The following is a 26,169-nucleotide window of genomic DNA, read 5'->3' as shown; positions in this document are numbered from 1 at the left end:
CCCACCTCGACCTACCTCGCATTAACCTCCACGGGAGTCGAGTACTCGATGGCGGGGGTTCCGTTGTCGACATCGATGACGGTGTAGCCGCAGTTGGCCTGCTTGACGCTCCAGAAGTCCTTGAGAGGTATGTCAAACAGGCATCCCATGATGGCGCAGTTGATCCCGCCGTGTCCCGCCACCAGGATGCCGTCGTGTCGTTCCGCCTCCGGCAGGAGCACCTCGTCTATGAAGCTGCGTGCGCGGGCGTAGACGTCCTCGAAGGTCTCCCCACCAATGGGCGCGCGGTAGCGTTCGGGGTGGCACTCGTAGTTATATGCCTGTGAGGTGAGCCGAAACCAGGGTGTCCGGCGATAGCTGGTGCTTTCGAGGAGACCGTAGCCATGCTCGATCAGGCGCTCGTCCTTGATTATGGGTATGTTGCGGTCTTCGAGGGCGAGCTGTGCCGTCTTGAGCGAACGTCCCAGGGGACTGGCGTAGCAGACGTCAAACGGAAATGGAGAGATCTGCCTTGCAAGGCCCCTTGCCTGTCGGACTCCCACGTCGTTGAGAGGAATGTTGACCTGACCCTGCATCATCTTCCTGGCGTTCCAGTAGGTGAGCCCATGGCGAATGAGTATGACCTTGCATCCCATAAGTCCTCCGTGGCGACGTTGCCCGTCCCGATTCTACTCATCATCGCACTTGCGATCGCGTGTCTGGAGCACAAGGTCAAGTATGAGGCCAGCACTCGTGGCGCAGCGGATTGTCGACTCAGTCGAGGAGCTGCGCCTCCAGCTGGAGGACATCCTGTAGTACCTCAAGGGGGCGAAGCGAACTGTCGCCCTTGCCGACTACGGGATGCGGGACATGCACCGCGGTTGCAACCTGATGCAGCTGGATTGATGGGGCGCCTACGCCTACGTCTCTAGGGATTCTCGGTGGCTCCGCCCCACAGGCTATGGCCACCGCACGGCGACCAGCCCTGCGATGACGTCCCGTTGCGGTACTATTGAGGTGGCGGGGACGCGCCCTGCGGGGACACAAGGGAGCCGGCGCGGCCCACGCTTGTCTATAGGTATCAGCCGTAGACAGACGCCTACGGACCGTATCGCTTTTCTAAGGAGAGGATATGGCGAGAAAGTTCAAGTCCATGGATGGCAACGAGGCCGCAGGCTGGGTCTCGTATGCGTTCACCGAGGTGGCGGGCATCTATCCCATCACCCCGTCAAGTCCCATGGCAGACCACGTCGACCAGTGGGCCGCGCAGGGTGTCAAGAACGTCTTTGGCAACCCCGTCAAGATCGTCGAGATGGAGTCCGAGGGCGGCGCCTCCGGCACCGTGCACGGCTCCCTCGGTGCCGGTGCCCTCACCACCACCTACACGGCGTCACAGGGCCTGCTCCTCATGATCCCCAACATGTACAAGATCGCCGCCGAGGGCCTGCCCGGCGTCTTCCACGTGTCCGCGCGCACCGTGGCCACGCAGTCGCTCAACATCTTCGGCGACCACTCCGACGTCATGGCCTGCCGTCAGACCGGCTTCGCCATGCTCGCCGAGGGCAACGTGCAGGAGGTCATGGACCTCTCGCCCGTGGCGCACCTGGCGGCCCTCGCCGGCAGCACGCCGTTCCTCAACTTCTTCGACGGCTTCCGCACCTCGCACGAGATCCAGAAGGTTGCCACCTGGGACTTCGATGATCTCGCCGACATGGTGGACACCGAGGCCCTCCAGAGGTTCCGCGACCACGCACTCAATCCCGAGCATCCCAGCGCCCGCGGCTCCCATGAGAACGGCGACATCTTCTTCCAGCACCGCGAGGCCTGCAACGCCCGCTACACGGCACTGCCCGCCATCGTGCAGTCCTACATGGACAAGGTCAATGCCAAGCTGGGCACCGACTATCACTTGTTCGACTACTACGGTGCCGATGACGCCGATCGCGTCGTCGTCTGCATGGGCTCCTTCTGTGACACGCTCGAGGAGGTTGTCGACTACCTCAACGCCCACGGCGAGAGGGTCGGCCTCGTCAAGGTGCGCCTGTACCGCCCCTGGTCCGTGGAGGACTTCATGGCGGCGCTGCCCAAGACGGTCAAGAAGGTCGCCGTGCTCGACCGCACCAAGGAGCCCGGCTCCATCGGTGAGCCCCTCTACCAGGACGTCGTGAGCTCTCTGTTCGAGTCCGGCGCGTCCGACCTCACCGTCACCGGCGGCCGCTACGGCCTCGGCTCCAAGGACGAGCCGCCCGCGGCAGCCTTCTCCGTGTTCGAGGAGCTCAAGAAGGATGCCCCCAAGCGCGAGTTCACCATTGGCATCGTGGACGACCTCACCAACCTGTCGCTGCCCATGGATCCCGATGCCCCCAACACCTCCGCCCCCGGCACCATCGAGTGCAAGTTCTGGGGTCTTGGTGGCGACGGCACGGTGGGCGCCAACAAGAACTCGATCAAGATCATCGGCGACCACACGGACAAGTACGTCCAGGCCTACTTCCAGTATGACTCCAAGAAGACGGGTGGCGTCACGATCTCGCACCTGCGCTTCGGTGACTCTCCCATCCGCTCGCCCTACTATGTGGCCAAGGCCGACTTCGTGGCCTGCCACAATCCCAGCTACATCATCAAGGGCTTCGGCATGGCCCGCAACCTCAAGCCGGGCGGCACCTTCCTGGTCAACTGCCAGTGGTCCGATGAGGAGTTCGCCAACCACCTGCCGGCGGTCGCCAAGCGCTACATCGCCAAGAACGGCATCAACGTCTACCTCATAGACGCCATCGATCTCGCCGCCAAGGTGGGCATGGGCAAGCGTACCAACACGGTGCTGCAGTCCGCGTTCTTCGCGCTGGCCAAGGTCCTGCCTGCCGAGAAGGCCATCCAGTACATGAAGGATGCCGCCGAGAGGTCCTACGCCAAGAAGGGCCAGGCCATCGTCGAGTCCAACTGGAAGGCCATCGATGCCGGCGCCACCGCGTTCCACAAGTTCGAGGTACCTGCCGACTGGGCAACGGCCGAGGACAAGCCCAAGGTGCCCGACCTCAAGGGTCGCGACGCCATCGTCAGGCAGGTGAGGGAGCTGCTTGGTCCCATCAACCTCATGGAGGGCGACAGCCTGCCCGTCTCCGTCTTCAAGGACAACCCGGACGGCCAGTGGGAGCTGGGTGCCTCCGCGTACGAGAAGCGCGGCACGGCGGTCATGGTGCCCCGTTGGAACCCGGACCTCTGCATCCAGTGCAACAGCTGCGCCTACGTGTGCCCGCACGCCACGATCCGCCCGGTTGCGATGACCCCCGAGGAGGCCGCCGCGGCGCCCGCTGCCATGAAGACCACGGAGCTCAAGGTCCCCAAGGGCACGGGCTACACCTTCACCATCGCCGTCTCCCCGCTGGACTGCATGGGTTGCTACAACTGCCTCACCGCGTGTCCCAAGAGCACGCAGGCCGACGGCGGTGCGCTCACCATGGTTCCGCAGGAGGAAGAGGCCGCGCAGGCTGAGGTCTGGGACTACGCAGTCAACGAGGTCTCCGAGAAGAAGGACCTCATCAGCGACAAGAACGTCAAGGGCAGCCAGTTCCACAAGCCGCTGCTCGAGTTCTCCGGCTCCTGCGCCGGCTGCGCCGAGACCAGCTACGCGCGTCTCGTGACCCAGCTCTTCGGTGACCGCATGTACATCTCCAACGCCACCGGCTGCTCCTCCATCTGGGGCAACCCCGCGGCCACCGCGCCCTACACCGTGAACGCCGAGGGCCACGGTCCCGCGTGGAACAACTCCCTCTTCGAGGACAACGCCGAGCACGGCCTGGGTCTGTTCCTGGGCTATGAGGCCGAGCAGAACAGGCTTGCCACCGCTACCCAGCAGCTCATCGATTCCGGCAACGTGAGCGACTCCCTCAAGGAGGCCGCCCAGGCCTGGCTGGATGGCCGCAACCAGAGCGGCGTCTCCCAGAACGTCTCCGCCGCCTACGTCCAGGCGCTCCAGGAGGACGGCTCCGATGCCGCCAAGTCCATCCTGGCCGACAGGTCCTACCTCTCCAAGAAGTCCTTCTGGATTTTCGGTGGCGACGGCTGGGCCTACGACATCGGCTTTGGCGGTCTCGACCACGTCCTGGCATCCAACAACGACGTCAACGTCTTCGTGTTCGACACCGAGGTCTACTCCAACACCGGCGGCCAGGCCTCCAAGGCGTCCAATCTCGGTCAGGTGGCCCAGTTCGCGGCGTCCGGCAAGACGACCAAGAAGAAGTCCCTCGCCGAGATCGCGATGTCCTATGGTTACGTCTACGTCGCCCAGGTTGCGATGGGTGCCAACATGCCCCAGACGCTCAAGGCCATCGCCGAGGCCGAGGCCTACGACGGCCCGTCCCTCATCATCGGCTACAGCCCCTGCGAGATGCACTCCATCAAGAAGGGTGGCATGATCCACTGCCAGGAGGAGATGAAGAAGGCCGTCGAGTGCGGCTACTGGAACCTCTTCCGCTTCAACCCCGAGGCCGCGGAGGGCAAGAAGTTCACGCTGGACTCCAAGGAGCCGAAGGGCGGCTACCGCGACTTCCTCATGAACGAGGCCCGCTACGCCAGCCTCACCCAGAGCTTCCCCGAACGCGCGACCAAGCTCTTCAAGGAGAGCGAGCAGGCGGCCATGGATCGCTACCAGCACCTCCTCAAGCTGAAGGCCATGTACGCCGACGCGTAAGGTATCCAGCTGATATGATGGCCCATCACTAGAGGCCGGGCCGGGAAGCCATTCCCGGCCCGGCCTTCCTTACGGGCCTTAGCCCGTGCCGCACGCTTACGATACAGGGAGGACTGCCCGCCCGAACGAATGGCACCTCTGATGAACCGTAGAAAGAAGTATTCGTGCTAGCATACTTGTTGCGATAAGTATTATTACAGTAAGTATGTTAGCAGGTGCGTGATGTTCGTCGGACGTGATGAAGAGCTGCGGATATTGCAGGAGCTGTACGACAAGGCACGGGGCGGCTTTCAGCTAGCGGTGGTCTATGGGCGTCGACGCGTGGGGAAGACCGCCTTGCTTGAGCGCTTCTCTGGCGATAAGCCGACGCTCTTCTTCACTGCCCAGATACAGTCCGACGTGGACAACCTTCGGGACTTCACGGCGGCAGTGGCGGCCCACGTTGGTCTGCCCGACTCCATGCCCTCGTTTGCCAGCTGGCGTGATGCGTTGCGCTTTGTCGCACAGGCGGCCAGAGGTGATCACCTGCTGCTCGTCTTTGACGAGTTTTCCTATGCTGCGGCGTCGGACGCGAGCCTGCCTTCTGCCCTCCAGGTGGCGATAGATCATGACTTCAAGGGGACCAACTGCCTCATGGTCCTGTGCGGCAGCGATCAGGGTTTTATGGAAAGCAAGGTCCTGGGCGAAAAGAGCCCCCTCTATGGCCGGCGCAGCGCTCAGCTCAAGCTCTTGCCCTTTGACTATCTCGATGCCGCGCGTATGATGCCTGCCTGCCCTCCACAGGAGCGGATGAGCTATTACGCAGGTCTTGGCGGCACACCCTACTATCTGGCGGCGTTGGACCCCACCAAGGGCTATGTGCAGAACATGACTGCGCTGTTCTTTGATCGTACCGGCTTGATGTTCGAGGAACCGTCCATGCTGTTGAGGCAGGAGCTGCGTGAACCTGCGGTGTACAGTTCGGTCATGCGGGCCCTCGCGAATGGCGCCACGCGCTCCAACCAGATCGCAGACCGTGCCTCGGTGTCGCCCTCGAGCATAACCGCCTACCTCAAGACGCTGATTGACCTGGGGATAGTGGAGCGGGTCGTGCCACACGGGGAACCATCCAAGAGCCGTCGCAGCATCTATCGCATAGCAGACCCAGCGTTCTCGTTCTGGTACCGATTTGTGGCGCCCTATGTCACGACGGTGGAGAACGGCCTTGGCTCTCAGGTGGCGGAGCGCCTGCTCTCGGGCAGTCGACGCCTCGAATACGAGGGGCATGTCTTCGAGCGGATCTGTCGCGAATGGGTGGTGAGACAGGCGCGAAAGGGTGCCTTGCCCCTCACGGTGACCAATGTCGGCTCGTGGTGGGGGACCGACCCCGTGGCACATGAGCAGGCTGATATCGACGTGGTCGCGTCCGATGAGATTGAGCATGATGTCCTGCTTGGCGAGTGCACGTGGCGCAACTCGGTCAATGTGAGCGAAGCAGTGTCCGTGCTGCAGGCCAGGAGCAGCTTGATGGGGAGGTACCGCAGGCAGTGGCTCTATCTCTTCACGAAAGCCCGCGTTGGCGAGGACGTTGTCCAGCGGCGAACGTCTGATGACATACGCCTGGTATGCGCTGAGGACATGTACGACGGATAGCGGCTCCCAAGCGCGCGGCTAGCTCACGGTCTCCGTCCATATGTGCCCGCACCTGTTGCAGAGGTAGACCTTGACGGTGCCACCAAGGCCGTCGGGATACGACTGCGTGCATACCACGTCGTCGCTGCCGCACTGCGGGCAGTCCGGCATGTCGAGGTAATCGTCCAGGTCAGAGCCGCTTACCTCCGTGATCGCCATGCTCGTCCCCTTCCGCCGCCTATGTAGAAGGATAACAGCTCGTTGGCAAGTTTCTGCTGTGCCCTGCGATGTTGGTGGTGCGCGTCGGCGAGGGAAGGACGGCGGTGGGCGCCGGCACAGGCCTGCGAGATCCCCTGCACGTGTCCGCTCGATGCGGTACCCTGCGGAGACCGGGGTCCCTTTACGAGCCAAATGTGTCCAAGCCGTGCGGGCGAGGACGGTGGGTACACTTGTCCTGTATGACCGTGGATGGCAGGGGAGTCGCATGGCAGAGGCACGCAGCTTTGTGTCGGACGAGGGAACGACCATCACCTATGAGCCGCTGGCGGGCACGCCCGAGGCCAAGGAGCGCTTTGGCGCCGAGCTCAAGCGCTTCGGCCTCACGCACGGCACCGAGCGCCTGGAGGTGGTCTCGGACTTCGATCCGGCGGGCGACCAGCCCCAGGCCATCGCCAGGCTCACGGATGGCGTCGAGCGCGGCCTGCGCTACCAGACGCTCCTCGGCGTCACGGGCTCGGGCAAGACCTTCTCCATGGCCAAGACCATCGAGGCCGTGCAGAGGCCCACGCTCATCATGGAGCCCAACAAGACGCTGGCCGCCCAGGTGGCGTCCGAGATGAAGGAGCTCTTTCCCCACAACGCCGTCGTGTACTTCGTCTCCTACTACGACTACTACCAGCCCGAGGCCTACGTCCCGCAGACGGACACCTACATCGAGAAGGACGCCTCCATCAACGAGGAGGTCGAGAAGCTGCGCCACCAGGCCACCTCGAGCCTGCTCTCCCGGCGCGACGTCATCGTGGTGGCCTCCGTGAGCTGCATCTATGGCATCGGCAGCCCGCAGGACTACGCGGGCCTCGCCCCCAACGTGGACAAGTCCCAGCCGCTCGAGCGCGACGACCTCATCCGCGAGCTCATCGACATCCAGTACGACCGCAACGACTACGACCTTTCCCGCGGCACCTTCCGCGTGCGCGGCGACACCGTGGACGTGTTTCCGCCCTACGCCGAGAACCCCCTGCGCATCGGCTTCTTTGGCGACGAGGTGGAGCTCATCGCCGAGGTGGACGCCTTGAACGGCGACGTCGTGCGCGAGTTCGATGCCATCCCCATCTGGCCCGCCTCGCACTACGTGACCGAGCGGCCCAAGGTGAACCATGCCATCAGGACCATCGAGGAGGAGCTGGAGGGGCGCGTCAAGGAGCTCAAGGACAACGACATGATCCTCGAGGCTCAGCGCCTCTCGCAGCGCACGAGCTACGACCTCGAGATGCTCGAGACCATGGGCTACTGCTCCGGCATCGAGAACTACTCGCGCCATCTGGACGGCCGCACGGCCGGCGAGCCACCCTACACGCTCATCGACTACTTCCCCCAGGACATGCTCTGCATCATCGACGAGAGCCACGTGACGGTTCCGCAGATCCGCGGCATGTACGAGGGCGACCGCTCGCGCAAGGTGACCCTCGTGGACCACGGCTTCCGCCTGCCCTCGGCGCTCGACAACCGCCCGCTGCGCTTCGACGAGTTCGAGCAGCGCATCCCGCAGTTCATCTACGTCTCGGCCACGCCCGGCGACTACGAGGAACAGGTGAGTCAGCAGGAGGTGGAGCAGGTCATCCGTCCCACCGGCCTGTTGGACCCCAAGGTGGAGCTGCGTCCGGTGCGCGGACAGATCGACGACCTCATCGACGAGATCAAGGCGCGCACGGCCAGGAAGGAGCGCGTGCTCGTGACCACGCTCACCAAGCGCATGGCCGAGGACCTCACCGACCACCTGCTCGACGAGGGCATCCGCGTGAACTACATGCACTCCGACACGGCGACGCTCGACCGCGTGGCCATCATCCGCGAGCTGCGCCTGGGCAAGATCGACGTGCTCGTGGGCATCAACCTGCTGCGCGAGGGCCTGGACATCCCCGAGGTCTCGCTCGTGGCCATCCTGGACGCGGACAAGGAGGGGTTCCTCCGCAACCGGCGCGGCCTCATCCAGACCATGGGACGTGCGGCCCGCAACGCCCACGGCCAGGTGATCATGTATGCGGACAGCGTGACCGACTCCATGCGCGAGGCCATGGACGAGACGGCCCGGCGCCGCTCGATCCAGGAGGCCTTCAACGAGGAGCACGGCATCGTGCCGCAGACCATCCACAAGTCCATCACCGACGTGGCGAGCTTCATCGAGGAGGCCGCGGCCACGCTGGGCGACAAGTCGCGCGTGGACGGCGAGTTCTTCACGGCGGCAGGCGCTGAGGCCGGCGACGGCGAGGAGAAGCGCGCGGCGGCCGACGCCGTGGCCGAGGAGCTCTCGGGCCTCTCGGCCAGCGAGGTGTCCCGCGTGCTGGGGTCACTCGAGGACGAGATGATCCAGGCTTCGGCCGACATGGACTTCGAGCGGGCGGCCCAGCTGCGTGACCAGGTCGTGGCGCTGCGCTCGCGGCTCGAGGGGAAGAGTGCCGACGACGTGATCGCGCGCCTCAAGGCCACCGACCGCAAGGGGAGTGCCCATGCCACGCGCCGCCGCTACCGCAGGCACAAGCACTAGGTAGTGTCTGCCGGGCATGGTTGGTTACGCTGGGTTCCACCCCGGCCTCCGGTTGTGCTAGGTTCCATGCCGGCTGTGCGAGGTTTTCCGATCGATTCCGCCTCGCGTGCGGACTGAAGTCAGCACGCGAGACGCCCTGGGCGAGAAAACCTCGCACAGCCTGCGTAAGACCCCGCACGACCGAAGCGAGGATTAGCTGGCGACGTCGTCGGAGGATCCCAGCCCCAGTATGTGCTGGTAGATGGTCGTGTCCGCGTCTAGGAACGTGTTGAACACCACGGTCATGCCACTGCCCTGCTCATCGAGCCACGAGCGCACGGTGTCCACGGCAATGCGCGCGGCGTGCTCCTGCGGAAAGCCGAACACGCCCGTGCTGATGCAGCAGAACGCCACGGACGTAAGTCCCAGCTCCTCTGCCGCGTCGAGGCAGCTCCGGTAGCAGTCCGTCAGCTGCAGGTCCTGTCGGGGAGAGGGGCGCCCGGCATAGATGGGACCCACTGTGTGCAGCACGTAGCGCGCGGGCAGATTGAAGGCGGGCGTCACCTTGGCGTGACCGGTCGGCTCGTCGTGGCCCTGCCTCTGCATGAGCTTTGCGCACGCCAGGCGCAGTTGCACGCCGGCATAGGTGTGGATGGCGTTGTCGATGCAGTGATGGCCGGGCACCCAGCAGCCCAGCATCTGCGTGTTGGCGGCGTTGACGATGGCGTCGGCGGCCAGGCAGGTGATGTCGCCCTGCCACAGGCGCAGCCGACCGTCGGCGGGGGAAGGCTCGGTGTCCTCCACCCGCATGATGCCCTTGCGCGCTATCTCGCTCGTGAGCAGCGCGTCCTGCAACGAGAGGAACTCCTGCGTGGCGGGTGTGGGCTGTCGCGTGTTCACATAGGCGCGAAACTCGTCCCAGAGCTCATCTCGGTCGTCGCCGCTCGTGCGCTTCCGGCCGCGCTCCTCGGCGAGGATGTCCACCAACCGCCGCAGCGTCACTATGGTCTCCCGCTCGTCCATGCACCGCCCCCTCCGCCTTGGTCCGTGTTCCTAGACTACCTCTCTTGAGGTCTTCCTTCCCTGTCCCTTTTGGTCGTGCGAGGTTCCATCTCAATCGTGCGAGGTTTTTCGGTCGATTTCGTCTCGCGTGCTGACTAGAGTCCGCACGCGAGACGTTTTCGGCGAAAAAACCTCGCACGATCCGTGTACGACCTCGCACGGCCTATGCAAAACCTCGCACGGCCAAGGAGTGCAGCACAATATATCGCCAGTACGCTAGGAGATGCACCGAGACGAGGGGCAGAGAGTGGCAATCAGCAGTGAGCGACGTCGTCGACCCAGGTCATCCTTGAGGGCGGCGCGTGAGCGCGCCACCGCTGTCCTTCCTACCCTGCGTTCCGCCGCGATAAGGATGCGCTCGATGCAGCGTTCCATTGCGGCTGTGGTTCTCGTGTCCTCATATGTGATGGTGAGGCACGTTATGCCCAATGCCGCATAATCCTGAATGCGATTGCTGTCCTCTACGAGCGTCTGGTGTCCAGGCGCGGAGCCGTGGAAGGCCTCTCCCTGGTATTCGACAGCCACCTGCAGGCGTGGCCAGAAGAAGTCCGGTCTCATGCTGCTATGCGCGAGACGATGGACAAGATGCCTAGGTATACCCAGCGGTTCGTTCTCACGTATCTCGCCAAGCTCGATGCCACCCAAGCTGGTGGGGCACGTGAACACAAGATGCCAGAGCGTTTCCATAGGGGAGGCATGTCCGTCTCCCGTCACCGTGGCGACAACGCGCATGAGTGGGAGACCCTGCATGTGCGAGATTTCTGCCAGATATCCTTTCAGATCGTCAGCCGAGAGGACAGGTTGGACATTCCATGTCATGGACCCAATGGTGGAGTTCTCGGGACTGCGTGCATATGTTCCACAGAGCTCTCCCGCAAGCCTGGCCAGCCGTGCGAATGCAAGGTATTCATCGCGGGTTCTGATTCGGGCGGAGCCGTGCAGCAGTTGGGACATGTGCACCATGCACAAAGCGGGTGCTTCAACAAAAATCTGCAGGTCGGAGGGGAGGTCGCACGCGTCAAGGCTCTGTGGGTCCATGCGCATGCGCAGGAACGACCCAACCGGAAGCGTGCGCGCACAGACATGGCAGAGGATGGCGCGCGGTATGCGCCGAGCGTCCGCTCGTGGCACGAGCAGGTGCAGGGGATGCCGCTCGTCGACACGCGACATACCGCCGTCCAGAAGCCAGCCGATTCTCTCTGCGGGAAATGGCAGCCGGGCAAAGGTGCTGGGTCGGCGTCGGTCGCATGGTTCGAGGATTGGTCCGTTTGGACGGCGCGCGGCGCGAATGACCGCCAATGCCGTTGGTCCCGTGAGGAAGAGTTCCATGCCTGCCTCCGTCTGTCGCAGGGATGGGACCCATCATACGCTCTGGTAGGTGGTACGTCCCTTTGAGTATGTCTACCTGCTAGTTTCTTAAATCACAGCAGTTTTCTATCAGGGTCACAAGGGTGTTCACCAGCGATGTCTATTGAGTGTATTTTCAGGAAGGGCACACGGGAATGATGCGCGTGGAGGCTCTATGAAGAGCTGCTTGCTTTGTTGGCGCCTCAGGCGTTTCGCCTCCCTGTCGCCATCTTGCTGCCTCTTTGTGGTCTCCTTGGTCGTGCGAGGTCTCATGTCGACCGTGCGAGGTTCCATCTCAATCGTGCGAGGTTTTTTGGCCGATTTCGTCTCGCATGCGGACTCTAGTCAGCACACGAGACATTCTCGGCGAGAAAACCTCGCACGATACGTGTACGCCCTCGCATGACTCGTGGGAAACCTCGCACGATTGGAAGGCGGGGGAGCGGAAGGGAGTGGGGAGCGGGAGAGAGCAGGGCGAGCGCGGGGAGTAGAGGAGAGCAGGGAAAGCGGCAGCGCGCAGGAGCGGCGCGAGCCAGCCGTCACCCACCTTCAACAACATGTAGAAAGCATTTATGTACATGAATTATATCTGTATCCATCCAGGTGTGGGATACTGGTCAAGGCTTATGGCACGTCGTGCTGTGCCTCACCACCACCGAGCGAACATACGGAAAGCGAACACAGATGACCCTGCTCGAATTCTTTGGCCTCCTGCGCAAGCACTGGACGTTCGTGGTTGCGCTCACCGTGGCGGCAACGCTCGTCACGGGCGTGGCCGTGCGCATCATGCCCGACCAGTACACGGCAACCACCAGCATGTACGTGCTCTCTCAGGGCGATGACGGGAAGAACGCCACGGCCTACAACGACCTCTCCGCCGGCCAGATGCTCACCAACGACGTCTCGACCCTCATCAAGTCGGATCGCGTGGAGCAGGACGTGGCACAGTCCCTGGGCCTCCCCTCGCTGAGCGGCTACAAGGTGGACGTCACCAGCTCCACCACCACGCGCGTCATCTCGCTCTCCGTCACGGGTGCGGACCCCCAGACCGCCTCGGACGTCGCCAACGCCTTCGTGAGCCACGTGTCTGGCGTGGCGCAGCAGGTCATGGGCGTGGAGTCCGTCAACGTCATCGACAACGCCAGCGTGCCCACCGAGCCCTCGGGTCCGCGCCGCGCGCTCTACACACTCGTGGGGGCGCTGGTCGGCCTGTTCGCATCCATGGTCATCGTGGTCGTCCTGGACCTCGTCGACACGCGCGTCAAGAGCTCCGAAGAGGCCGAGCAGCTCCTGGGCGTGCCCGTCATCGGCCACTTCCCCAACCTCGGGAGGTCGTAGCCATGCCCTTTGCCCCAGCTTCCAACGGTCGCACCGCCAAGTCGATGGACCGTGCGATGCAGTCGGTGCTCAACGCCTCCAAGACGCTGCTCGCCAACATCCGCTTCATGAGCGTGGACCATCCCATCAAGACCATCGTCGTCACCTCATCCGTGCCTAACGAGGGCAAGACCTTCGTCGCCTCCAACCTCGCGAGTGCCATCGCCACGTCGGGCAAGGGCGTGCTGCTCGTGGAGTGCGACATGCGCCGACGCTCCCTGGCCGCCGTGCTCGACGTCCACGCGCGCCATGGCATCTACTCGGTGCTCTCGGGACAGGTTCCCCTCAGGCAGGCGGTCATCGGCACCAAGACCAAGAACCTCCACTTTCTGGACGCGGAGCCCCACATCCCCAACCCCTCGGACCTGCTGGGCTCCAGGCACTTCGCGGCGCTGCTGCAGCAGATGGGGCAGACCTACGACTACGTGATCTTCGACACGCCCCCGGTGGACGCCTTCGTGGACGCCGCCGTGCTGGGGACCATGGTGGACGCCGTGTTCATGGTGGTGCGCGAGCGCTTCGCCAAGCGTGGGGACGTGGCGAGCGCGGCAACGCAGCTGCGCCAGGCGGGCTGCAACTTTGCCGGTGTCATCATGAATGGCTGCGAGACGAGGGGCTCGGGCTACTACTACGAGAGCTACTACAAGGAGGGCACGGGCGCCGCCCAGGCCGAGGGGCCCGTGATGGAGCCCGCCCGCCCCGCGGCACGGCCTGCCCCCCGCGCGTCCCAGCCCAAGCCCCAGGCCCAGCGCCCCACCGCAGCCCCCGCACGTGCCCAGCGTCCGCAGGCCGCGCCGGCCCGTGGTGCCGTTGGCGTGCAACCCGTGCAATCGGCCCGCCATGTCCATGCGGTCGCCCATGGCAGGGGGGTGGCTCCCCAGGTACGCGCGGAACGTCCCGAGGGCTAGCCTGTGCGCGACCTCCACTGCCACATACTGCCCGGCGTGGACGATGGCGCGCCCGACCTCGAGCACTCCCTGGCCATGCTGCAGGCGGCCCAGGAGGCGGGCATAACGTCCGTCACCTGCACGCCGCACTGCCGCGACCCCTACTTCGACTTCGACGTCATGTGGGAGGCCTTCCACACGTTGCGGGATGCCGCCGCGGCGCGGGGCATCGCCATGCCGCTGCAGATGGGCTTCGAGGTCAACCATCGCAAGCTCATGGAGCTGGGCATGGGCTGGGCACAAAGCCTGCACGTGGATGGCTCGGACGAGTTTCTGCTGGAGCTCTCCGTCAATGCGAGCCCCAGCCGCTTTGGGGACTACGAGCGCACGATCTTCGAGCTGCAGGGCATGGGCTACCAGGTGATCATCGCCCACCCGGAGCGCTACAGGGCCATCCAGAGGGACATGGGGCTGGCGGAGGAGCTCGTGCGCATGGGCTGCAAGCTGCAGGCGTCCACGGACTTCGTCACCGGGGGGCGCCTGGGTGCGGAGAAGGGCCCGGCAAAGCGTATGCTCAAGGCCGGACTCTACAGCTATCTTGCCAGTGACGCCCATGTCGTGAGGCACTATGCCTCCTTCGCACGCGCCTGGAAGAGGTATTCCAGCCTGCTCAGGGACTAGGCCGGGCCAGCCCACCGGCAGCTCCCGGGCGCCGGGAAGTTTTTCACTTTGTTTTTGAATGTGCGACCAGCCCGTTCGCTTTCTGTTAGATTGTATTTAAGTATCTATAGAAGCGTATAGGTTACTGATAACAATCTTCTCATGAGCCGATGGCCTGCTCGGGTCGATGTCTCGCCATCGGCGCATGAGACGTGTTGCGCGAGGGGAGCAAGACGAACAGTGTCTGCGATTGATGTTCTCGACACGGTTGTCGACGAGACGGGAAGCGCCGCCACTTCCACCTCCTCGTGGCCCTCACTGGGGCTTGTGTCCGACCGCTCCGGTTCGAGGGGCATCGGCGCGTTGCTGACGCCCTCCACGTACGTCCCTGCATCCGAGGGAGAGGCCTATACGCCCGCGTATCGTGCGGCCGTCATGGCGCGCAACCGCGAGCGCTACCTGTTCCGCTTCGTCAAGCGCGCGTTTGACGTGGCCTTCTCCCTCATCGTGCTGGCCGTGGCACTGGTGCCCGGACTCGTCCTGAGCTTGGTGATCGCCCTGCAGTCCAAGGGATCGCCCATCTACGTGGACCATCGTGTGGGGCGCGATGGCAGGCCGCTGGGCGTGCTCAAGTTCCGTTCGATGGTTCGCGATGCGGACGACGTGGAGAAGTACCTGAGCGCCGAGCAGCTGGCGCAGTGGCAGTTCGAGCGCAAGGTGGAGGACGACCCGCGCATCACACCGGTGGGCAGGGTCATCCGCAGGCTGTCCATCGACGAGCTGCCGCAGTTCCTGAACGTGCTCGTGGGCCAGATGAGCGTGATTGGCGTGCGCCCCATCGTGACGGAGGAGCTGGAGCAGTATGGCGATGACGGCGAGCTGCTCGTGAGTATGCGTCCCGGCATTACGGGCTGGTGGCAGGTGATGGCCCGCAATGATGCTACCTACGAGACCGGCGAGCGTCAGAAGCTGGAGCTGTACTACGTGGAGCATGCCTCGCTGGGGTTGGACGCTGAGGTGTTCTTCCGCACGTTTGGGGCCATGGGAAACGGGACGGGCTGCTAGCGCCATGGAAGCACCCATCCGCGTCGCACAGGTCATGGGCAAGATGAACGGCGGCGGCGTAGAGGCCGTCGTCATGAACTACTACCGGCACATCGACCGCACGCGCGTGCAGTTTGACTTCATTGTGGACGAGGATTCCCAGCTGTGTCCGCAGAGCGAGATAGAGTCATTGGGCGGACGTGTGATCACGGTACCGCCGTACCAAAGGCAGCCGGCGAACTCACGCTCTTTAGAGCGGCTCTTTAGGGATGAGGGCTACCGAATCGTGCACGCCCATCTGAACACGCTCTCGGTGTTCTCGCTGCGAGCTGCCAAGCGCGCTGGTGTGCCCGTGCGGATCGCGCATTCACATGCGACTATGGGCAGAGGGGAATTCTCACGAAATATCGTGAAGCATATGTTTCGCATGTTTGCAAATGTTTATCCGACACAACGATTTGCTTGCAGTGGTGATGCAGGCAAATGGCTATTTGGTGATACTGCTTCCTTTGCAGTAGTGCCAAACGCCATTGAGATAGACAGATTTGCCTACAACTATGGCACAAGAATACGATTGAGAGAAGAGCTGGGGCTCAAGCAATCGAATTTTGTGATTGGCAATGTTGGCCGACTTGTTAAGACAAAGAACCAACGGTTCCTTCTCTATCTGCTCCAGGGCCTACTCAAGCAGGGCATCGATGCCAAAATGCTTTTTGTTGGTTCTGGTGCGCTGCAAGCAAATCTGCAACATCTGGCGTTACAGCTTGGTGTGGAAAAGGATGTTCTATTTTTGGGGCAGCGTGAGGATGTGGCAGATATATATCAAGCAATGGATGTATTTGCCTTTCCTTCACTCTATGAGGGTTTTGGGCTTGCTCTATTGGAAGCACAGTGTGCAGGATTGCCTTGTCTTATTTCTAATCGCATACCGGGTGAAGCTATTCTATCTGAAAGATACATAGCCTTACCAATTGATCGAGGAGTAGACGAATGGATGGCGAGCATATCGAATCTATTGTCCAACGACAATATCCTGCGGAATCGCAGTGCTAATGCCAGCTCTTACGAGAAGTATGACATTCACAGGGTGGCAAAAAGGCTCACCTCATACTACTGCGATGCGTTCTCTGAACTTACGGATTCTTGCATAGGCGGGAGGATTTCACGTGACTCAACAACAAGGGCAGTGATGGTTAGTGATCAATGAAACCCTTGTCTCAGTCATAGTGCCAGCCTTCAATGTAAAGAGATATCTTCGCCACTGCATTGAAAGTATTTGCTGCCAGACCTATACAGAGCTAGAAATTCTATTGGTAGACGATGGGTCATCCGATGGTACTGCTGAGCTCTGTGATGAGCTGGCAGTATCAGATGCGCGCATTCGCGTTATTCACCAGAGCAACTCTGGTCCATCAGCAGCACGCAATAACGGACTCTCATGGGCTCATGGTGATTGGATTTCATTTGTTGACGCAGATGACTATATTGCCCCTTCATTTATCGAAGCGCTACTATCTGCCGCTCAGCAACTCGATTGCAAAATCGTCGCAATTCCTCATGGCACGAATTTCCAAGATGGAGACATGCTCCATTTGGATGATAGAAGTATAGGTACGCGAAGCGCACGAACGTGTAGCACCGATGAGGCATTACGGCTATTGCTTTATCAGCAAATGGAGACGGGGCCTCAATGGCGGCTTTATCAGCGTGACCTTTTGGGAACCGACCCTTTTCCGACTGGTATCTACTACGAGGATCTCGCGTGCATATACCGTATTATTCATCGAGTGAGTAAAATCGCGCTGCTTGATGGGTGCAACCTCTATGCCTATCGGGTAAGAGATGGCGGATTGACCAAGCAAGCAAATTATCACCTTAAAGCGACTTCTGCAGTTCATATTGCCCATGAACTTTTTCGTACTGTATGTGAGTGGTATCCGAACTTATCCAAGCCTGCGGCGTCCCGATGTTTCTCTGTGTGCCGCATGGTCTATGCACAGTCACCAAAGGGTAAACGGGCAACTGAAAGGGACAAATGTGACTCTGCAGTCCTCTGGGCTGTACTGGCCAGGCATCGATATACCGTGCTGTGCGATCGTCATGCACGTAAACGGGAACGCTTGGCTGCGGCAGTGGCATGCTGTGGTGAAAGTCCATTTGCTGCGTTTTGCACATTATGCCGTGTGCTTGGCAAGATGTAATGGCAATGTCGTATATGTCTGGCAGGAAAGGAAACCGTGCTTCATGAGGGTTATTTCATGTGCCAGCTACTATGGCACTGGATCAAGTGCCATTACAGACTATGTGTCGGAGTTTTCAGATGTCTACTCTCTCACGAACGAAGAGTTCCGATTCCTGCATGATCCTGACGGCATCGACGACCTCTACTTTCATCTCGTAGAGAATCATAACAGGCATAATTCCGGGCATGCGATCAAGCGCTTTAAGCGGCTCGTGGATTTCTACAACGGCAATTTCCTGAGTAAGAAATACGCCCCTTTCTTTCGGGGACAATGGAAGGACATCTCCTACAGATATATAGACCGCCTGACTGACTTTACCTATAAGGGCTGGTGGATGTATGACTTATACGATCGGGGCACCTGGTTCTATGTTCGCAAGCGCCTTCCCAATAAGTTGTTGCATGCTACGATATGGAGAAGCCAGCCAGATCGTGTTCTCAATACATTGAAGAATGAGACTACTTACTGTGCCGCACCATCTGACCAAGAATTCGTCGACGCCACCCGGGACTATATTCGTGAATTGCTGACGGTAGCAAGTAATGGCTCACAGAAAACCATCATGGTAGACCAGATGGTACCGCCAACCAATCTGGCTAGGTACACCCGCTATTTCGATGATATAAAGGTAATCATCGTGGATAGGGACCCCAGGGATCTCTATCTGCTCGAGCGTATGGAATGGAAAGACGGCATCATTCCACATGAAAGCGTCCAGGACTTCGTGAAGTGGTTTCGCTACACGAGGCACCATCGTGACGTTGAGACCTTCGATCCAACTACAACCCTTTTTGTTCGCTTTGAAGATCTGATCTATCACTATGATGAAGAAACGGCACGCATTCGTAGTTTTGTGGGACTCAACGAGAAGGATCATACGCATCCACGTACTGCATTTGACCCAATGACGTCAAAAGGGAATACCTGCAAGTGGCTGGACTACCCCCAAATGTCCGCTGACATTACGTATATTGAGCGGGAGCTGGCGGACTATCTGTATCCCTACGGGGCTACCGAGGTGGGGAAATGAGATTCTCTTTTGTATTTGATGGTCTTGGATACGGCGGCATCGAACGTGTTGGCATAGATTATTGCAACGAATTGGTGCGCCGTGGACACGAAGTGACCGTGGTAAACCTCGATACATCCAGGACTGAATTTGTTGACCAGCTCTTGCCAGACATTACATATATCGAAAAGGACTTTAGAAGAGGTCGAGCGCCTGAGCGTTACTGTCAACTGATTAAATACGGATGGTGGGGTAGATATCTCTATCCGCTCGTTTTCATGGTGCTATCCATTGCCAATAAGATATTGAGCCCCCTCTATAGAAGGAAGCTCCCTGCCGTTGATGTCTCTATAGCATTCTCGGGGCACTTCAACGATCTAACCTTTGTTGCAAATAAATATGTAGAGTCTCATGTATCAATTGGCTGGATGCATGGAGCCATCTCAAGCTATCTATTGATGAGTGATGGATATATCAATCTCTATAAAAAAATTCGGAATCTTGTCTGTCTCGTAGATGAGGGCAATGAGGAGTTCTTTTACGCTAACAAGCACGTGAACCTTACGATAAGAAAAATATACAATCCGATAGCCATCGGTAACCAGTCAATTGATGCTGCTCAAGTCCAGCAACTAAGAGAGAAGTATGGCTCATACTTACTGATGGTTGCCCGCTTTTCCTACCCTCACAAAGATCAACCGACTGTTATCAAAGCGCTGTATGCTCTAAAACACACATATGGCCTGGAGCCAAAGTTACTGTTTATTGGTGATGGCCCGGATATGAATAAGTCTAGACGTTTGGCAGAAGGCCTCGGTATCTCTAGCCAAGTTGTCTTTGTCGGCTATAAGAATAATCCTCTGCCGTACTATGCCGCTGCATCGGTGGTAATTCACGCTAGCGTGGCGGGGGAGGGATTGCCTACGGCCATGCTTGAGGCGATGTCACTTGGCAAGCCCGTAGTTGCAACCGACTCCAAGACAGGGCCCCGTGAGATTCTCGGTAATAATGAATATGGCTTATTGTGCAAAATTCAGGATGCCAATGAAATGGCAGCGCATGTGTTCGAGCTACTCACGGACAAAGAAATGTATCAAAGGTACTCCACTCAAGCGTATGAGCGTGTAAAGGATTTTTCAGTGGATGGGGCAATCGACAAGCTTCAGCTTTTTGCTCAGGCACTGCTTGAGCCTACTGAGATTCGCACTGGAGAGAGGTGAGCTAACGATGCCAGTATATCTGGGAATAGCTCTCGGGGCTGTTCTGCTGTCCGTAATGCAAAAGAGAGCAAGCAATCACATCATAAAAGGCCTCCTGATTTGCAGCCTTGTTGTATGGCTATCCTTTTTTGCTGGCAGACGAGCTTTTACCGTTGGTACGGACACGCTGGTGTATGGGATACCATCCTTACGGGTCGCCACATCGAACAGCTTCACATCTTTCTTCTTTGAGTCGTATTATTCAACTTGGGCTCCTTTAGCCAAGGTATTTATCTGGATAGCTGCTAATGCCACGCACAGTTCGTTTTGGTTTCTGTTTCTAATGGAAACGGTCATTGTTGTCCCGGTAGTCTGCTCCATCCATCTCTTTTGCGATGAGATGGAACCATTAGCCATATTTGTCTACTGCCTGCTCTTCTTCCCCATGAGCTTCAACATGATGCGACAGATGATGGCCATGGGTTTTGTCTTGATTGCCATTTACTATGCCGTTAATAACCGAATTGTACCTTTTGTAGTGTGGATTTCCATTGCTATAGGATTTCATACTTCTACCGCTGTCGCTCTTTTTATATACCCCTTGGTAAGGCTCGCGCAGTCATCGCGTGCTAGCGCCGGCTTGAAATTACTCCTTACTGCGGTTCTATTGGCAGCCCTCTTGTCCCTCATTTTTATGGAGCCAAAACTATTTGCTGGTGTTGGTGTCTATGACAGCTATCTCATTGACGGGAGACTCGCAGAAAATGGCTCTATCAGTATTTTTATGATGACATTACTTTATGTAATAGCAGCGACGGTTCTATTTCTGATGTGCGAAAGGAATCGCTTCACGCATCAACATATTCTTTCACTTCTCGTTATCATCTTGCTGGGTATGGCTCTCCTGCTTCTGACGGTCGTTTCTAAGTACTTATATCGTGTCGGGTTAGTTTTTATTTATATCCTACCGGTATATATGGCACTCATGTCAAGGGAGATTTCTGACGGCAGATCTTATCTCGTTTTTTGTCTCAGCGTCTCGATGCTTAGCTTTGGATGGAGTTATGGTTACTATGATATTCAGGGAAATCATGAAGTCATCCCCTACTCATTTTCTAGCGGAGATATGCAGCTGTGAAAGATAATCACGCTCCTCATCTTCCTGAAAATTGTCCACTCTTTTCAGTGTGTGTGCCCGCTCGAAATGCTTCACACTTTTTGGTGGATTGCCTGAATAGTGTCTTGAGTCAAACCTGCCCTAGCTGGGAAGTAATTGTGGTTGACGATGCTTCGACGGACGGGACGTATGATCTTCTTAGCTGCCAGACCATTATACCGGCAGATAAGATCGAGGTCGTGTCCTTTGCGCAGAATAGGGGGCCATACTATGCCCGCAGAGCGGCAATCGCACACGCTCACGGTTCCTATCTGCTGTTTTTGGATGCTGATGACACGCTTATCGGCACTGATGCGTTGCAGCAGCTTGCAACGATAATCGATGGCGTTTATCCGGATGTCGTCCTCTTCAACTTATCAGACAAATCTGATGGCTCCAATCGACTGATTGCTTATGAACAACTGTTTGGAAATGCATTAGATTGTCCTGGTGAGGCCATCAGTTTGGATGCACAGAAGTGTCTGTCGCTCTTTTTGAGTACCTATAGGCTCAACAACCTCGCAAGCAAAGCCATAAAGAGAGAGCTGCTGATGGATGACATTGCGACTCCAAATTTTGTATTTCGTGTTGCCGAGGATAGGGTTGAGGTCTTCAATGCCCTCCAAAAGGCAAGGTCAATATATCTATTTGATCGAGCTCTCTACTACTATCGCTCAAACGGCGAGTCTACGACACACAAGGCTCTTGACATAGCCTACTGCCTTCAGCAAGCGTTCGCTGAGTCGACGATTCTCGCTCATTTGGGCCATTCAAACGATGACATAGAGGGACTCATAAACAACTACATGGGCATGCTTGCATTTGAGATGAGGGCCCTAGTGATGCACAAGAGCGTTAGACAGTCTATCGCGTGTATCCGAAAGCTTAGGTATGAGCCGTTTTGTGACAATGCCTGCAAGACGTGGCTGGCACTTCCCAAACACAAACGCCACGGCAGGTTCGATGTATGGGCGAGAGCTCTCCTTTTCAGGCACGACACTCTCTTGCCTGAGGTTGTATTATGCAAAATATTGAATTTAATTTCTAGAGCAAGAGTCAAATGACATGAATAGAGCTGGTCTGGATGCATAGGAACGGTGTGTATACAGGGATTGCGATGACTTATGAATAAGGCTATTGGAATAGTCACCCTTACTGGTAACTTCAATTACGGCAACAGATTGCAGCTGTATGCCTCATATGCTGTGTATAGCATGCTGGGGTTTCAACCTACGGTACTTGTGCCTGAAGGCAGAGATGGCGCCTGCATTTCAAGCCTCATTAAGGGTGCCGCTAAATCATTCTTGGGTAAAGAGAGCGCCCCCAGCAAGGTTGAGGATATGATGTCTCCGGAGCGTCTTGATGCCTTCAGACGCTTCTCGTCTCTTATGGATACCCTTGTGGTTCCAAAACGGTGTGAGAGGAAAACAGCACGTAGTTTCCATGCAGTATCCGTGGGCAGTGATCAGGTATGGAATCCGTACTATTTTCACGACTATCAAGACTGGTATTTCCTAAAGTTTGCCAATCCATCGCAGCGCATTGCTTTGGCACCAAGTATTGGGTTAAGCACGCTTGACAAAAGGCAAATGCGAGCAATAAGCCATGGAATCCAAGGATTCGACCGGCTTTCTGTGAGGGAGCAGCGTGGTGCCGAGCTCATCTATGAGTGTACAGGTAGAGATGCTGAAGTGATATGCGATCCTACACTCGTGATTGACAAGGGGGTGTGGCGGAGTCTCTCGTCGGATGCGATTACCCCTGTCGAGCCATATGTTTTTACCTATTTGCTTGGAAGGGATGACGGCACCTACAGGACACTGCTGGATAAGATTACCGATGGCGGACGTATCCAAACAATTGCCCTTAACGATCGGGAGAATAAGGGAGATCTACCTGCCGGACCAGCAGAATTTATCGACCTGATAGACCACGCCAAACACGTCGTGACGGATTCGTTTCATGCGTCGGTCTTCTCCATTCTCATGGAGACCCCTCTGTCTATCGTTAAGCGTGGAGGTAATGGAGGTGGTATGTTCTCGCGCCTTGACAGCCTGTCTACCATGATGGGGCTTGAAGATCGAATCTATGGAAGTCCGCAATTCAGCTTGGATCATGCGGGCGACTATCGAGGGGTCAATTCCCGCATACGCCTTGAGCAGGATCATTTCATGAGCTATCTCAAATCCTGCCTCAAGGGCTGCTAAGGAGGCGCATGTGAGAATTAATCAAAGGAGAGCTGGCGCGATCCTCTCTTATGTGGGGCTTGTCATCAATGCTGTGACGTCGTTTGTCTATGTGCCCTTGTTGCTTGGCTTTCTCTCGTCTGCTGAGTATGGTGTCTATCAACTCATCGGTTCAATAATCGCCTATCTCTCTGTTATGGACATGGGCCTCTCTACCACTTTGAGTCGCTTTTATGTTGAGGAGCGAGTCAAGGAAGATGAGCGCCATGTCGAGAATCTGCTTGCCATGGCTGCTGTGATCTATGGTGTGCTCACAGCGCTGGCTGTAGCGGTAGGCATTGGATTCGATCTGCTGTTGCCGGTTCTCTTTGGACAGTCCTTTACGGCAGGTGAGCTCGGGCTCGCCCATCACATGATGCTCCTTGTGGTGATCAATTGCGTGATCGTACTGCCGGGAAACTGGTTTCTCGCAATTATCAATGCAAATGAGCGATTCGTATTTGCTCGAACTGCACGCATTGCAAAGTATCTCATGCAATTCGTCGGCATTATCGCTGTGCTTGAGTGGCGCGCCAGTGCCTTATGGGTACTTGCTGTGCAGGTTGTGATAAATGCCATTACGATTTTTTCCTATGTCGTATATTGCAGGGGAAGGCTGCGGGTACGGGCGAAGCTCTATCATTGGGATAGACGCCTATTGCTTCATATCTTCTCTTTCTCAGGGTACATCCTCCTCAATATGGTCTTTGACCAGATATTTTGGAAAACGGGACAGGTTGTTCTTGGCGCGGTCGTTGGGGCGGCGGCGGTTGGTGTCTATGGCGTTGCCACCCAGCTGGTGACGAGTGGCTACATGGAGGTATCTACGGGTGTGACGAATGTCTTTTTGCCTAAGCTGACAGCCATGAGCGCCGAAACGGAGGATATGGGTGCCATCAACGATCTGTTCGACCGCATCGGACATATTCAGGCGCTTATTGTCTGGGGGCTTTGTGGTGGCTTTGCAACTGTCGGCCAAGAGTTCATCTATGTATGGGCTGGTCCCGAATATGGTGACGCCTTTTGGGCTGTGCTCATCCTTATGGTAGGCCTCTCTGTTGCCTTGGTGCAAAATCTTGGCATTACTGTTCTGCAGGCAAAGGACAAGCAGGGCTTTAGAGCAATTGTCTATATCGTAATAGCGCTGATGGATTTGCTGATTTCAATTCCTGCTTCTGCTCAATTTGGGGTTGTCGGCTGTGCAATTACTGCAGCACTGTTCCTCTTTGTGGGGACAGGGCCCATCATGAACTGGTACTACCATGCAAAGATTGGAATCGACACTCTAGCGTTCTGGCGCAATGTCATTCCTGTGCTAGCTCCAGTCGCCCTTACCACTGTGTCAACGATGCTCTTCTCAAATGCGTCAGGCTTAGGACCCTCATACATCAGTGTACTTGTCAAGGCTCTGTTCTTCGTCTCTGTGTTCTTTGCGCTGGGTTGGGCGAAGTTCTTTACCGACTATGAGCGCTCCATTGTACGTGACATGCTGGGCAGGCTTCGCGGTGTGCTAGGAGGTCGTAGATGACGGGCGCTGAAACCAGCGGTCATGCCGCTAGAAACGTACCATCTATCAGTTGTGTGGGCGATCGCTGTTGTGGGTGTGGGGCATGTGCAGCCATCTGCCCCGTGTCATGTCTTGATATGACCCCTGATGACCTTGGCTTTGTGCACCCGGTGTATCACGGAGGATGTACTGGGTGTGGGCTCTGCGCCAAGGCCTGTCCTGTTCTGGAAATGGGGGAGACAGATGGTGTCGCTTCGATTGCTTGGGCCAAGGCATCGGAGGATGGCTTGCGGCGGCGTTCTTCCTCTGGAGCGATTTTTGGCCTACTGGCTAAGGAGGTCCTGAGTGATGACGGTGGCACCGTTTATGGGGCGGCATTTGTCGATGGCTGCAGGGCAGTCGCGCACAGACGTGCGGATGACGAGTGCACGCTCGATCGTCTCATGCGTTCAAAGTACGTACAAAGCACTATGTCGCGAGCAATCTATGAGGGGGTGAGCAGGGATCTTGGTGCAGGTAAGAGCGTGCTGTTCTCGGGGACCGCATGCCAGATTGCGGCGATGCGTAACTATCTGTCGTTGAGGCGCGTGCCTTGCGAGAGACTTTTGCTGGTGGATGTCATTTGCCATGGGGTGCCGTCTCCCAGATTGTGGCGCATGTGGGTTGATTGGATGAGTCACACTACGGGGGCCAAAATTGACGAGATTAACTTTCGAAGCAAGTCATCTGGCTGGCTGACGTTTTCCGTTGCGTATTCTTCTGCATCAGAGGAGGTGAGGACATCCGTCTTTAGCGCGGACTGGTATATGAAGGCCTTCCTGGGCAATGCATCACTACGGAAGAGCTGCCTAGACTGTCCGGCGAAGCGATGCTGCGGGAGTGATATGACCCTTGGCGACTTCTGGGGGATTCAGAATATCCATCCCGAGATTGAGGATGGGCTGGGCGTATCTGCCGTCACATGCAACAGCGACAAGGGCCGTGTGGTGTTGGAGGGGTTGCGGGGCTTGGTTGCCTATGGCGATGCTACATGGGATGAAGTAATGGTGGGCAATCCATCGCTTACAAGGAGCGTGGCACCGCATCCGAGGCGTGATGAGTTCCTGCATGATGTAGCGGGGGACATGACCGTTGAGGACATGATGGCCAAGTGGACGTTCGAGCCTAGCATATGGAATCGTATCAGGCGTTTTGTACGCGGGAAATTGGGGGCGGTTGTGCGACGGGCGAGGAGTGTGGGCAATCGAACGTTACGGCTTGGCTCGAGTTATCGGGGCGAGAATTGATGAGGGGATAGGCTACGGGAAGTTGCGTAACGGCCTATTCGCTCCGAACCTGGCTTGTTGTGATTGTAGACTCCAGGAGATGGTCGTCTTGTATCGAAACGGTCCACCCGCTGGTACACCCAGGTAGTGTCGGAAATGTTGGTG

20 protein-coding genes and 1 pseudogene are annotated in these 26,169 nt (G+C 57.9%); 17 read left to right on the top strand and 4 right to left on the bottom strand.

Annotated features, from left to right (window positions below):
* Nucleotides 1-11 precede the first annotated feature (11 nt).
* Nucleotides 12-635 (bottom strand): histidine phosphatase family protein, encoded by a 624-nt coding sequence (locus tag HMPREF1316_RS08855; RefSeq protein ID WP_021726678.1) that lies wholly within the window; start codon nt 633-635, stop codon nt 12-14.
* Between the two features lie 476 nt (nt 636-1,111).
* On the opposite strand from HMPREF1316_RS08855, the gene nifJ reads away from it, so the two are divergent.
* Nucleotides 1,112-4,669: a pyruvate:ferredoxin (flavodoxin) oxidoreductase gene (gene nifJ, locus HMPREF1316_RS08850; RefSeq protein WP_021726748.1), complete on the top strand. Its 3,558-nt coding sequence runs from the start codon at nt 1,112-1,114 to the stop codon at nt 4,667-4,669.
* Between the two features lie 222 nt (nt 4,670-4,891).
* Nucleotides 4,892-6,301, top strand: coding sequence for an ATP-binding protein (locus tag HMPREF1316_RS08845; RefSeq protein WP_021726719.1), 1,410 nt, complete (start codon nt 4,892-4,894; stop codon nt 6,299-6,301).
* Nucleotides 6,302-6,319: 18 nt separating this feature from the next.
* Here the strand turns inward: HMPREF1316_RS08845 and HMPREF1316_RS08840 are convergent, their stop codons facing one another.
* Nucleotides 6,320-6,499: a zinc ribbon domain-containing protein gene (locus tag HMPREF1316_RS08840; protein WP_021726741.1), complete on the bottom strand. Its 180-nt coding sequence runs from the start codon at nt 6,497-6,499 to the stop codon at nt 6,320-6,322.
* A 265-nt stretch (nt 6,500-6,764) separates the two neighbouring features.
* On the opposite strand from HMPREF1316_RS08840, the gene uvrB reads away from it, so the two are divergent.
* Nucleotides 6,765-9,044: an excinuclease ABC subunit UvrB gene (uvrB, locus tag HMPREF1316_RS08835; protein ID WP_021726661.1), complete on the top strand. Its 2,280-nt coding sequence runs from the start codon at nt 6,765-6,767 to the stop codon at nt 9,042-9,044.
* Between the two features lie 192 nt (nt 9,045-9,236).
* On the opposite strand, the gene HMPREF1316_RS08830 is transcribed toward uvrB, so the two are convergent.
* Nucleotides 9,237-10,046 carry a protein-ADP-ribose hydrolase gene (locus tag HMPREF1316_RS08830; protein ID WP_021726698.1) on the bottom strand — a complete coding sequence of 270 codons (810 nt, stop codon included), beginning with the start codon at nt 10,044-10,046 and terminating at the stop codon, nt 9,237-9,239.
* 255 nt (nt 10,047-10,301) lie between these two features.
* Nucleotides 10,302-10,643, bottom strand: a complete 342-nt coding sequence (locus tag HMPREF1316_RS14500; protein WP_198009638.1) for a hypothetical protein — start codon at nt 10,641-10,643, stop codon at nt 10,302-10,304.
* Between the two features lie 1,473 nt (nt 10,644-12,116).
* Here HMPREF1316_RS14500 and HMPREF1316_RS08820 point away from each other — a divergent pair.
* The 14 genes and pseudogenes from HMPREF1316_RS08820 to HMPREF1316_RS08760 all read left to right on the top strand — a co-directional run bounded on the left by HMPREF1316_RS08820 (nt 12,117) and on the right by HMPREF1316_RS08760 (nt 26,025).
* Complete coding sequence (locus tag HMPREF1316_RS08820) at nt 12,117-12,770, top strand: YveK family protein (RefSeq protein ID WP_040651994.1); 654 nt, start codon at nt 12,117-12,119, stop codon at nt 12,768-12,770.
* A gap of 2 nt (nt 12,771-12,772) precedes the next feature.
* Nucleotides 12,773-13,717, top strand: coding sequence for a CpsD/CapB family tyrosine-protein kinase (locus HMPREF1316_RS08815; RefSeq protein WP_021726682.1), 945 nt, complete (start codon nt 12,773-12,775; stop codon nt 13,715-13,717).
* Nucleotides 13,718-13,720: 3 nt separating this feature from the next.
* Nucleotides 13,721-14,377: a tyrosine-protein phosphatase gene (locus HMPREF1316_RS08810; protein WP_021726710.1), complete on the top strand. Its 657-nt coding sequence runs from the start codon at nt 13,721-13,723 to the stop codon at nt 14,375-14,377.
* A 219-nt stretch (nt 14,378-14,596) separates the two neighbouring features.
* On the top strand, nt 14,597-15,421 hold the full coding sequence (locus HMPREF1316_RS08805) for a sugar transferase (RefSeq protein ID WP_021726643.1): 825 nt from the start codon (nt 14,597-14,599) through the stop codon (nt 15,419-15,421).
* A gap of 4 nt (nt 15,422-15,425) precedes the next feature.
* Nucleotides 15,426-16,607, top strand: a complete 1,182-nt coding sequence (locus tag HMPREF1316_RS13800; protein ID WP_021726689.1) for a glycosyltransferase family 1 protein — start codon at nt 15,426-15,428, stop codon at nt 16,605-16,607.
* Nucleotides 16,597-17,601 (top strand): glycosyltransferase family 2 protein, encoded by a 1,005-nt coding sequence (locus HMPREF1316_RS13795; RefSeq protein WP_084620924.1) that lies wholly within the window; start codon nt 16,597-16,599, stop codon nt 17,599-17,601. Before HMPREF1316_RS13800 ends, HMPREF1316_RS13795 begins: the two co-directional genes overlap by 11 nt.
* Before the next feature lie 43 nt (nt 17,602-17,644).
* On the top strand, nt 17,645-18,673 hold the full coding sequence (locus HMPREF1316_RS08790) for a hypothetical protein (RefSeq protein ID WP_040651988.1): 1,029 nt from the start codon (nt 17,645-17,647) through the stop codon (nt 18,671-18,673).
* A complete protein-coding gene (locus HMPREF1316_RS08785) occupies nt 18,670-19,872 on the top strand; it encodes a glycosyltransferase (RefSeq protein WP_021726763.1) in 1,203 nt (400 codons plus the stop codon). Before HMPREF1316_RS08790 ends, HMPREF1316_RS08785 begins: the two co-directional genes overlap by 4 nt.
* Nucleotides 19,873-19,879: 7 nt before the next feature.
* Entirely contained in the window at nt 19,880-20,989 is a 1,110-nt protein-coding gene (locus HMPREF1316_RS08780) for an EpsG family protein (protein ID WP_040651986.1), read from the top strand.
* Nucleotides 20,986-22,071: a glycosyltransferase family 2 protein gene (locus tag HMPREF1316_RS13330; protein WP_084620922.1), complete on the top strand. Its 1,086-nt coding sequence runs from the start codon at nt 20,986-20,988 to the stop codon at nt 22,069-22,071. Before HMPREF1316_RS08780 ends, HMPREF1316_RS13330 begins: the two co-directional genes overlap by 4 nt.
* Before the next feature lie 60 nt (nt 22,072-22,131).
* The gene (locus HMPREF1316_RS13790) at nt 22,132-23,214 is read left to right on the top strand and encodes a polysaccharide pyruvyl transferase family protein (protein WP_021726659.1); all 1,083 of its coding nucleotides are present in this window, start codon (nt 22,132-22,134) and stop codon (nt 23,212-23,214) included.
* A gap of 10 nt (nt 23,215-23,224) precedes the next feature.
* The gene (locus tag HMPREF1316_RS08765) at nt 23,225-24,760 is read left to right on the top strand and encodes a lipopolysaccharide biosynthesis protein (RefSeq protein WP_021726759.1); all 1,536 of its coding nucleotides are present in this window, start codon (nt 23,225-23,227) and stop codon (nt 24,758-24,760) included.
* Nucleotides 24,757-24,951, top strand: a pseudogene (locus tag HMPREF1316_RS15100) (NADH-quinone oxidoreductase subunit I); the annotation flags it as partial. The gene HMPREF1316_RS08765 and the pseudogene HMPREF1316_RS15100, both read left to right, overlap by 4 nt.
* An 18-nt stretch (nt 24,952-24,969) precedes the next feature.
* Nucleotides 24,970-26,025, top strand: coding sequence for a Coenzyme F420 hydrogenase/dehydrogenase, beta subunit C-terminal domain (locus tag HMPREF1316_RS08760; RefSeq protein ID WP_051332983.1), 1,056 nt, complete (start codon nt 24,970-24,972; stop codon nt 26,023-26,025).
* Nucleotides 26,026-26,169: the final 144 nt, after the last annotated feature.

Source organism: Olsenella profusa F0195, from assembly GCF_000468755.1.
Classification (GTDB): domain Bacteria; phylum Actinomycetota; class Coriobacteriia; order Coriobacteriales; family Atopobiaceae; genus Olsenella_F; species Olsenella_F profusa.
Note: the sequence above shows the minus strand (reverse complement) of the source record. Positions and strands in the feature narration are given on the sequence as shown.

What these genes read in the sequence shown, in the direction of transcription:
- HMPREF1316_RS13800 (WP_021726689.1), top strand. Translation starts at nt 15,426, where the DNA reads ATGGAAGCACCCATCCGCGTCGCACAGGTCATGGGCAAGATGAACGGC.
- HMPREF1316_RS08780 (WP_040651986.1), top strand. Translation starts at nt 19,880, where the DNA reads ATGCCAGTATATCTGGGAATAGCTCTCGGGGCTGTTCTGCTGTCCGTA.
- uvrB (WP_021726661.1), top strand. Translation starts at nt 6,765, where the DNA reads ATGGCAGAGGCACGCAGCTTTGTGTCGGACGAGGGAACGACCATCACC.
- HMPREF1316_RS08785 (WP_021726763.1), top strand. Translation starts at nt 18,670, where the DNA reads ATGAGATTCTCTTTTGTATTTGATGGTCTTGGATACGGCGGCATCGAA.
- HMPREF1316_RS08820 (WP_040651994.1), top strand. Translation starts at nt 12,117, where the DNA reads ATGACCCTGCTCGAATTCTTTGGCCTCCTGCGCAAGCACTGGACGTTC.
- HMPREF1316_RS08845 (WP_021726719.1), top strand. Translation starts at nt 4,892, where the DNA reads ATGTTCGTCGGACGTGATGAAGAGCTGCGGATATTGCAGGAGCTGTAC.
- HMPREF1316_RS08830 (WP_021726698.1), bottom strand. Translation starts at nt 10,046, where the DNA reads ATGGACGAGCGGGAGACCATAGTGACGCTGCGGCGGTTGGTGGACATC.
- HMPREF1316_RS08855 (WP_021726678.1), bottom strand. Translation starts at nt 635, where the DNA reads ATGGGATGCAAGGTCATACTCATTCGCCATGGGCTCACCTACTGGAAC.
- HMPREF1316_RS14500 (WP_198009638.1), bottom strand. Translation starts at nt 10,643, where the DNA reads ATGAGACCGGACTTCTTCTGGCCACGCCTGCAGGTGGCTGTCGAATAC.
- HMPREF1316_RS13790 (WP_021726659.1), top strand. Translation starts at nt 22,132, where the DNA reads ATGAATAAGGCTATTGGAATAGTCACCCTTACTGGTAACTTCAATTAC.
- HMPREF1316_RS08840 (WP_021726741.1), bottom strand. Translation starts at nt 6,499, where the DNA reads ATGGCGATCACGGAGGTAAGCGGCTCTGACCTGGACGATTACCTCGAC.
- HMPREF1316_RS08815 (WP_021726682.1), top strand. Translation starts at nt 12,773, where the DNA reads ATGCCCTTTGCCCCAGCTTCCAACGGTCGCACCGCCAAGTCGATGGAC.
- HMPREF1316_RS08760 (WP_051332983.1), top strand. Translation starts at nt 24,970, where the DNA reads ATGGGGGAGACAGATGGTGTCGCTTCGATTGCTTGGGCCAAGGCATCG.
- nifJ (WP_021726748.1), top strand. Translation starts at nt 1,112, where the DNA reads ATGGCGAGAAAGTTCAAGTCCATGGATGGCAACGAGGCCGCAGGCTGG.
- HMPREF1316_RS08790 (WP_040651988.1), top strand. Translation starts at nt 17,645, where the DNA reads ATGAGGGTTATTTCATGTGCCAGCTACTATGGCACTGGATCAAGTGCC.